General features: G+C 73.0%; 7 protein-coding genes and 1 pseudogene. All 8 read right to left on the reverse strand.

All coding sequences use genetic code 11. The features are described from left to right. On the reverse strand, positions 1 to 754 hold a 754-nt coding region (locus BN1056_RS14815), incomplete at its 3' end, for a hypothetical protein (RefSeq protein ID WP_244671689.1). A 73-nt stretch (positions 755 to 827) separates the two neighbouring features. Continuing rightward, a complete protein-coding gene (locus BN1056_RS11395) occupies positions 828 to 2,426 on the reverse strand; it encodes an acyl-CoA carboxylase subunit beta (RefSeq protein WP_073332191.1) in 1,599 nt (532 codons plus the stop codon). Positions 2,427 to 2,430: 4 nt separating this feature from the next. After that, positions 2,431 to 4,311 carry an ATP-binding protein gene (locus BN1056_RS11400; RefSeq protein ID WP_210581339.1) on the reverse strand — a complete coding sequence of 627 codons (1,881 nt, stop codon included), beginning with the start codon at positions 4,309 to 4,311 and terminating at the stop codon, positions 2,431 to 2,433. A gap of 195 nt (positions 4,312 to 4,506) precedes the next feature. Beyond that, on the reverse strand, positions 4,507 to 5,202 hold the full coding sequence (gene rpe / locus BN1056_RS11405; RefSeq protein WP_210581341.1) for a ribulose-phosphate 3-epimerase: 696 nt from the start codon (positions 5,200 to 5,202) through the stop codon (positions 4,507 to 4,509). 30 nt (positions 5,203 to 5,232) lie between these two features. Further along, positions 5,233 to 6,657 (reverse strand): RsmB/NOP family class I SAM-dependent RNA methyltransferase, encoded by a 1,425-nt coding sequence (locus tag BN1056_RS11410; protein WP_210581343.1) that lies wholly within the window; start codon positions 6,655 to 6,657, stop codon positions 5,233 to 5,235. Further along, a complete protein-coding gene (gene fmt, locus BN1056_RS11415) occupies positions 6,654 to 7,613 on the reverse strand; it encodes a methionyl-tRNA formyltransferase (protein WP_073332180.1) in 960 nt (319 codons plus the stop codon). Before fmt ends, BN1056_RS11410 begins: the two co-directional genes overlap by 4 nt. Before the next feature lie 4 nt (positions 7,614 to 7,617). Further along, positions 7,618 to 8,304 (reverse strand): HAD family hydrolase, encoded by a 687-nt coding sequence (locus tag BN1056_RS11420; RefSeq protein ID WP_210581345.1) that lies wholly within the window; start codon positions 8,302 to 8,304, stop codon positions 7,618 to 7,620. 10 nt (positions 8,305 to 8,314) lie between these two features. Beyond that, a pseudogene (locus BN1056_RS11425) lies at positions 8,315 to 8,597 on the reverse strand (primosomal protein N'); the annotation flags it as partial.

Below are 8,597 nucleotides of genomic sequence, written 5' to 3' on the forward strand. Positions count from 1 at the left end.
GGGCGGCCGCCTGCAAGGCGGTGATGACCTGCTCCAGGTCGCCGGGGCGGCCCGACAGGATGTGGGCCTGGCGGCCGTTGACCACGCCGACGGCGATGCGCTCCGCGCCGGGCACCTGCGCCAGGACCCCGTCGAGCACCGCGCGGGTGACGCCGCGCACCGACAGCATGGGGGTGGTCTCCCCGACCGTGCCCAGGTTCAGCCTGCCCGTGGTGCGGGCGGCGGCGGCCCCGATCAGGCGGGCGATCGCGTGCACCTGCACCACCGCGTCGGGGGCGACGGCGTCGTCACCGTGCTCCCGCGCGCGGCGCAGCGCCTCCAGCAGGGCCACACCCAGAACCCCCTGGGAGTGGCCGATCACGGCGCCGGGGGCGTGCTCGCCGGCCGGGTCGATGCCGGAGCCGGGCAGGCAGGCCAGGGCGGCGTGCTGGGCGAACAGGATGCCGGGTACGGACACGTCGGCGGTGTCGGCGGCGCCGCCCTGCGGGGCCGGGGCCACCGGCGCGCCGGCGTCGGTGAAGAAGCGCCCGCCGCGCGGCGTGACGGTCAGCAGGTCGGTGGCGACCGGGGCGAGCCGGTCGGCGACGGCGGCGTCGATGGTGACCAGCTCACCGGCCAGGTCGCGGTCCAGGCCGGCCAGTTCCTCCAGCGTGGAGCGCCAGGGGGTGGCCTGCCCGCCGAAGGCGAGTACGTAGGGCTCGCCGGCGTGCAGTCGTTCGGCGATGGTGTCGGCAGTGTTGGGCTGGGTGGTCATGCGGTCCTCGGTTGTCGGGTCGATTGCGGTGGTCTGTGGGTCGGGGTTGGTCGGGTCGATGGTCATTGGGGGCTCATAGGGGGCCGTTGTCGTGCTTGCGGTAGGGGGTACGCCGCTCGTCGCGTTTCTCGGCCAGGGCGGCCAGGGAGTCCACGATCACGGTGCGGGTGTCTTCGGGGGCGATGACGGCGTCGATCTCCCCGATGGCGACGGCCTTGTCGGGGTTGATGACGGTCTGCGTGTACTCGTCGACCAGGCGCTGCTGCTCGGCGGCGGCCGCCTGCTCACCGGCCTCCTCACGCACCTGCTGCAGGTCGCGGCGGTGAATGATGCCCACCGCGCCCTGGGCGCCGAGCACGGCGATCTCCGCGCCGGGCCAGCAGAAGTTCAGGTCCGCGCCGATCGCCTTGGAACCCATGACGATGTAGGCGCCGCCGTAGGCCTTGCGCAGCACCACCGTCACCAGCGGGACGGTGGCGGACGCGTAGGCGTTGATCACCTTGGCACCGCGGCGGATGATGCCGGCGTGCTCCTGCTCGGCGCCGGGCCGGTAACCGGGTACGTCCACGAAGGTGACCACCGGCAGGCCGAAGGCGTCGCAGAAGCGCACGAAGCGGGCCAGTTTCTCGGAGGCGTCCACGTCCAGGGTGCCGGCATCGACCAGGGGCTGGTTGGCGACCACGCCCACGGGGCGGCCCTCGAAGCAGGCGAAGCCGACCACCACGTTGGCGGCGAAGTCCTCCTGAACCTGCACCAGCTCCCCGTGGTCGACGACGGCGGACACCACGGCGGTGACGTCGTAGGGCTGGCGGGGCGAGGCGGGCACCAGGGAGCCGACCTGGGCGGCGGCGTCCCGGTCCGTGGCCCGGTCGGCGTCCTCGTAGGCGTAGCGGGGCGCCTCCTGGTCGGAGGAGGACGGCAGGTAGGCCAGCAGGGTGCGTACCTGGTCCAGGGCGTCGTCCTCGTCCTCGGCCACGTAGTGGACCACGCCGGTGACCGAGCCGTGGATGTCGGCGCCGCCGAGCTCCTCGGCGCTGATGCGCTCGCCGGTGACGGCGCGCACCACGTCGGGGCCGGTGACGAACATGTGGGAGGCCTCGCGGGTGGCGATCACGAAGTCCGTCAGGGCGGGGCTGTAGACGGCGCCGCCGGCACAGGGCCCCATGATCACGCTGATCTGGGGCACCAGTCCGGACGCGGCGCAGGTGCGGTTGAAGATGCGCCCGTACTGGCGCAGGGCCGCCACGCCCTCTTGAATCTTGGCGCCGCCGGAGTCGATCAGGCCGATCACCGGGATGGACAGTCGCATGGCGTCGTCTAGCAGGCGCACGATCTTGTCGCCCTCGACGGTGCCCAGTGCCCCGCCGGACACGGAGAAGTCCTGGGAGTAGACGGCCACCTGCCGGCCGCCGATCTGGCCGAATCCCGTCACGACGCCGGAGGGGCGGGCCCCCTCCCCCGCGCCGGAGCCGGAGTAGCGGCCGATCTCCAGGAAGGAGTCGGCGTCCAGCAGCATGGCGATGCGCTCGCGGGCGGTGTGCTTGCCCTTGGGGTGCTGGCGGGCGGCGGCGTGCTCCTCGGCCTGCGCGTCGGCGCGCGCGATGCGCTCGCGGAAGGCGCTGGTCGCGGCCGAGGTGGCCATGGTGGCGTCGGGCGTGGTGGACTCAGTCATGGGTTCAGGCCTCCTGTGGGGCGTTGACGGCGTCGCCGGCGCGCATGCGCACCAGGACCTCGCCGGCGGCTACGGTGCGGCCGGCACTGACCGGGATGTCCGCGACGGTGGCGTCCGCGGGCGCGTGCACGTAGTTCTCCATCTTCATGGACTCCAGCACCACCAGCAGGTCGCCCTCGCGCACCCGCTGGCCCGGGGAGACGCAAATGCGGGTGACGATCGCCTGCATGGGGGCGGCGATGGCGTTCGGGTCGCTGCTGCGCGTGCCCGGCTCGGTGGTGGCGCGCCCGCGCCCGTTGGCGCCGCCGCGGCCGCGCAGTGGCTGCTGGGCGCGGTCGCCGCCGCCGTGGTAGCCGCCGCTGAGGCGCCGGGCGTGGGCGCCGAGGATCCCGTCGGGGACGGTGACCTGCAGGCGGTGCCCGTTGATTTCAATGACGTAGGTGGAGCGGGTGCGGTGGTCGTCGGGCGCCGGCTCGGGGCTGGCGGCAGTCGGCGCGGCGGTCTCGTCACCGGCTGCGGTGGGCGCCAGGGCGGGCAGGACGGCGTCCTCGATCCAACGGGTGGTGACGCCCAGGCCGCCGTCGGCATCCGGACGGGTGAACTCCTCGCGGCCTAGCACGTGGGCGTGCAGGGAGGTGCACACGGTCACGCCCTCCACGATCGTCTCCTTCAGGGCGCGCCGCGCCCGGCGGATCGCCTGCTCCCGGTCGGCGCCGGTGACCACGATCTTGGCGAGCATGGGATCGAAGGTGGGGGTGACGGTGTCGCCGGCGACCACGCCGGACTCGATGCGGATGCCGGGGCCGGCGGGCCAGCGCAGCCGGGTGATGGTGCCGGTGGACGGGGTCAGCCCCTGGGCGGGGTCCTCGCAGGTGATGCGCAGTTCCAGGGAATGACCGCGCGGGGCGGGCACGTCGCCCAGCGGGCCGCCGGCGGCAATGCGCAACTGCATTTCCACCAAGTCGATGCCGGTGACCTCCTCCGAAACGCAGTGCTCGACCTGCAGGCGCGGGTTGACCTCCAGGAACCACAACTCGCCGGTGGGGGCGAGTAGGAACTCGCAGGTGGCCACACCCACGTAGTCGACGGCGTCCAGCAGCCGGTGGGAGGCCTCGACCAGCCGCTCGGCCACGCCGGCGGGAAGGAACGGGGCGGGGGCCTCCTCCAGCAGCTTCTGGTTGCGGCGCTGCAGGGTGCAGTCGCGGGTGGACACGACGGCGAAATCGCCGTGGACGTCGCGGGCACACTGGGTCTCCACGTGGCGGGCGGCGGTGACGAACTTCTCCAGGATGAGGGTGCCGACTCCGGCGGCGGAGTCGAAGGCCGGAGTGCTGCCGGCCTCGGCGTCGGAGTTGAGCACGGTGATGCCGCGGCCGCCGCCGCCATCGGTGCGCTTGAGCGCAACCGGGTAGCCGTGGGTGGCGGCGAAGGCGATGACGGCCTCGGGACCGTCGACGCCGCCGGTGATCCCGGGCACGGGGGCGACGCCCGCCTGCTCGGCGGCCCGGCGCGCGCTGAGCTTGTCCCCCAGGGTGCGCATGGCCACCGGTGCGGGGCCCACCCAGGTGATGCCGGCGTCGCCGACCGCCTGGGCGAAGTCGGCGTCCTCGGACAGGAATCCGTAGCCGGGGTGGATGGCATCGGCGCCGGTGCGGCGGGCCAGTTCGATGATGGCGTCGGCGTCCGTGTAGCCGGATCCCTCCGGCAGGGCGTAGGCCTCGTCGACCAGTTCGGCGGCCGGGCTCATCAGGTCCTCGGGCGTGTACGGCAGGATCGAGGTGGCGCCGAGGTCGCGCACGGTGCGGGCTACGCGCAGGGCGATCTCGCCACGGTTGGCGATGAGAATGCGGCTGAGGGTGCGGTTGTAGCTCGCGTCAACGCTCACTGAGCGGCTCCTGGGGTGACTGGTCGATGTGGGCGGACCCGCGCGGTTCTGGTAACGGGCAGGCACGGAATCGCGGTTGTCTACAAGCCTTTTCGGCTGCCCCGCTTGGGGGTGGCGTGCGATTCCCGCCGCAACGCAACGATAGGGCCGTTGACCTTTGTGGGCCTATTGTGGAATCACCACAAATCCGGTCCGTTACCTTGAATTCACCTCAGGGGTGTCGGGGTGGACCCAGTGGCTGTGGGTGGCCGCCTGCTCACGCAGGGTGGCGATGGCCGCGGCGGCGTCGTCGGCCCGATACACGGCGGAACCGGCAACGAACACATCCGCCCCGGCCTCGGCGGCGCGCACGATGGTCTGCTCCGTTACTCCCCCATCGATCTGGATGCGCAGCTGCTGGCCGTGCCGCCCCACCAGGCGTCGGGCGGCCGCGATCTTGTCCAGCATGGGCTCGAGGAAGGACTGCCCGCCGAAGCCGGGCTCCACGGTCATCAGCAACAGCAGATCAAGCTCCCCCAGCAGCGACTCCACCGCGGCAAGGGGCGTGGCCGGGCGCAGGGCGAGCCCCACCCCCACCCCCTGGCGGTGCAACTGCGCGGCCAGGCGGAAGGGGGCGGCCGTCGCCTCCAGGTGACTGGTGACGATCGCACAGCCGGCCTCGGCGTACACCGGTGCCCAGCGGTCGGCGTTCTCGATCATCAGGTGGGCGTCCACCGGCAATTCGCTGTGCGCCAGGACCGTCTCCACCAGGCTGGGACCGCCGAACTGGTTGGGCACGAAGTGGTTGTCCATGATGTCCACATGCAGGCCATCCGCCGTGCGCACCCGGTCCAGCTCGGCGGCGAGGTGGGCCTGGTCGGCATTGAGGATGGACGGGTGAATGGCGGGCATGACGGACTCCTTCACTGGGGGGATCTTTGCTTACGCGCTGCGCCGCAGCAGGGTGCAGAACATGGCGTCGGAATCGTCCAGATGCGGCCAGGTCTGCAACTGCTCCCGGTCGGCGCCGGCGGGCGGGGTCGGGGCCAGCTCGGCGGCGATCCGCCCGGCGTGCAGCGGTTCCAGCTTGATGCCGTCGCGGGCCGCCTGCCGGGTCACGTCGCGCACCACCAGACTGGTTTCGAGCACGTGCGGCGTGCAGGTGACGTAGGCGACCACGCCACCGGGACGCACCGCCGCCACGGCGGAGGCCAGCAGTTCGCGCTGCAGCTCGGCCAGGGCCGCCACGTCCTGCGGGGTGCGGCGCCAACGGGCCTCGGGGCGGCGCCGCAGCGAGCCCAGCCCGGAGCAGGGGGCGTCCACCAGGATGCGGTCGTAGGCGCCCGGCTCCTGCCTACCCACGTTGCGGCCGTCGTCGGTGCGCACCGTGACCACGTCGGGGGGCAGAGCCCGCACGGCGCCCTGCACCAGGCGCGCACGGTGGGCGGTGACCTCGTTGGCCACCAGGGTGGCGCCACGGGAGGCGGCGAGCGCACCCAGGAGGGCGGCCTTGCCGCCGGGACCGGCGCACAGGTCGAGCCACCGCTCATCACGCCCCTTCAGCGGCGCGGCGGCGACCATGAGCGCGACCAGCTGGCTGGCCTCGTCCTCCACACCCGCGCGGGAGTCCCGTATCGCCTCGATGCGGCCGGGGTCGCCGCCGGACATGACCAGCGCATTGGGGCTCAAACGGCCGGGCCGGGGCTCCTCGCCGGTGGCGTCGCGCACCTGCTCGGCCAATTCATCCACCGAGATCAGGCCGGGGCGGGCGCACAGGGTGACGCGCGGGTCGGTGTTGTCGGCCTCCAGCAGGGCCGCCAGCTCCGCGTCGACGTCGGGCCGGGCATTGACCTTCAGCGCCTGCCGCATGGCCTTGACCACCCAGGTGGGGTGGGACAGCGTGCGCGCCAGGGCGGTGGTGGCGTCGGGGGCCTCCGTGCGCAGGCGGTCCAGCCAATCGGCCAGGTCGTGCTCGCTGATGCGGCGCATCACCGCGTTGACGAAGCCGGAGGCGCCGCGACCGGCACTGTAGGCGGCCAGGTCCACGGTGGTGGACACGGCGGCGTGTGTGGGCACGCGCATGCCCAGCAACTGGTGCGCGCCCAGGCGCAGCACGTCCAGCACCACCGCGTCGACCTGGTCCAAGGGACGATCAACACAGGCGGCGATGATCGCGTCATAGCGGCCCTGCAGGCGCAGCGTCCCGTAGGTCAGGGCGGTGGCGAAGCCGGCATCGCGACGATCCAGGCGGGCCTGGTCTAGCAGTTCGGGCAGAACCAGGTTGGCGTAGGCATCGTCCTCACGCACCTTGGTCAGCGCGTGCAGGGCCGCCAGGCGGGCGGCGTCGGGCTCGGTGTCTGGCCTCATGCGGTGGTGTCCTCCTGCGGTTGAGTGCGTCCTAGCACGGTATCGGCGGCGGGGCGGGCGCCGCGCGCCCAGGCGTCCGCATCCATCCAGTTCTTGCCGGCGGGGGCCACCCGTCCCAGCCGCACGGATCCGGCCCCGGTGCCGACGCGCACCTCGTGCTTGGTTACGTGCAGCGCGCCGGGAGTCAGCCCGGTGTCCTCCGAGATAGGAGTGACAGGTCCCAGGCGCAGCCGGGCGCCGGCGTAGGTGGTGTAGGCGCCGGGAGCGGGGGTGACGCCCCGGATACGCCGATCAATGGCCGTGGCATCCGCCTCCCAGTCCACGCGCCCGTCTGCGGGACTCAGGACGGGGGCGTGCGTGGCCGCGGCATCATCCTGCGGCGTGGGGGTGAGGGTTCCGGCCTCGAGCCCCGCCAGCACGTCCAGCAGCAAGGGGGCTCCGGCGTCGGCCAGGCGGGCGAGCAGGTCGCCGGAGGTGTCCTCGGGGCGGATGGGCTCGGTGATGCGGGCGTAGACGGGGCCGGTGTCCAGCCCCTCCTCCAGTCGGAACACGCTGGCGCCGGTGACCGCGTCGCCCGCGATGATGGCCCGCTGCACCGGTGCGGCGCCGCGCCAGGCGGGCAGCAGGGAGAAGTGGAGGTTGATCCAGCCGTGCGCGGGCACGTCCAGCAGAGCGGCGGGAACCAGGCGCCCATAGGCGACCACGACGGCGACGTCCGCCCGCAGCTCGCGCACCCAGGCCTGGACCTCGGGATCGCGCAGAGTGACGGGGGTGCGCACGTCGAGCCCGGCCGCACGGGCGACGGCCGCCACCGGTGACGGGTGCAGGGTGCGGCCCCGGCCGCGGCGGGCATCGGCGCGGGTGAGCACGCCCACCACCTGATGCGCCGGGGAAGCGATGAACGCCTGCAGCGCGGGTAGGGCCGTGTCGGGAGTTCCGGCGAAGAGCACACGCATGGCGTCAGTCTAAGGGTGCGGGCAGCAGGCCGACCTCGATCAGTACGGCGCGCAGTCTCGCCGCCCCCGTGAAGTGATGGGCCTGCATACCCGCACTCCGGGCCGCCTCCACATTGACCGCGGAGTCGTCGACGAACAGGGTGCGGGGGGCATTCAGCCGGTAGCGGTCCAGCAGCAGCCGGTAGATGGCGGGATCGGGCTTGACCAGGTGCTCCTCGCCGGAGACCACGATGCCGGAGAAGCGATCCAGCAGCGGGGAGAGGTGCCGGGTGGCGGCGAACAGGACGTCGTTGAAATTGGTCAGGGCGTACAGGGGCACGCCGGCATCGGCGAGCGCCTCGATGACCCGGGCCGTGCCGGGAATGGGGCCGGTCTTGGTGTCGATGAAATGGTCCCAGTAGGTGCGCAGGATGCGTGTCCAGTCGGGGCGGTCCGGGTGAGCGGCAGCCAGGGCGGCGAGGATCTGTTCCAGGGGCACGCCGGCGTCCAGCATGGCGTTCCAGCGGTGAAACTCCCCCGCCTCCACGAACTCCTGCCAGTCCTCCAGCCGCACCCGCCCGGCGACCGCGCCGACGGCCTCCCAGGCGTAGATCACGTTGCCGTAGTCGAAGACGACGGCGTCGATGCCGTCGGCCTCCGGGACGCGTTCGGGCTCGCGGTTGGGGGCGGGGGCGGGGGCTGCGCTGCTCATGGTCTCCTGCCTACCACAGGACGGTCGGGTCGAGTTCGACGCGCACCGGCTCCTCCCGGTGCACGGAGGCCTCGCGCATCTGCAGCTGCAGGAAGGCGGCCAGTTCGCGGCCCCGCGCCAGGGGGGCGCGGATCAGTCCCCGCATGTTCGGCGGCTGGGCGCCGGGTGTGGCCGCGCCGGAGTCGGTGGGGCCGCCGTGCTGGGGGGCGGCGACGGGGCCGAGGGCCTCGAAGCCGGCAGCACGGGCCTGCTCGAACAGGTCCTCCAGGCGCGCACGCGGCCCGTCGAGGCGG

This window comes from Actinomyces succiniciruminis (genome assembly GCF_900002405.1).
In the GTDB taxonomy this organism is placed as follows: Bacteria; Actinomycetota; Actinomycetes; order Actinomycetales; family Actinomycetaceae; genus Actinomyces; species Actinomyces succiniciruminis.

Excerpts from the sequence above, each read along its gene's own strand:
- BN1056_RS11420 (WP_210581345.1), bottom strand. The coding sequence starts at position 8,304 with ATGAGCAGCGCAGCCCCCGCCCCCGCCCCCAACCGCGAGCCCGAACGC.
- fmt (WP_073332180.1), bottom strand. The coding sequence starts at position 7,613 with ATGCGTGTGCTCTTCGCCGGAACTCCCGACACGGCCCTACCCGCGCTG.
- BN1056_RS11410 (WP_210581343.1), bottom strand. The coding sequence starts at position 6,657 with ATGAGGCCAGACACCGAGCCCGACGCCGCCCGCCTGGCGGCCCTGCAC.
- rpe (WP_210581341.1), bottom strand. The coding sequence starts at position 5,202 with ATGCCCGCCATTCACCCGTCCATCCTCAATGCCGACCAGGCCCACCTC.
- BN1056_RS11395 (WP_073332191.1), bottom strand. The coding sequence starts at position 2,426 with ATGACTGAGTCCACCACGCCCGACGCCACCATGGCCACCTCGGCCGCG.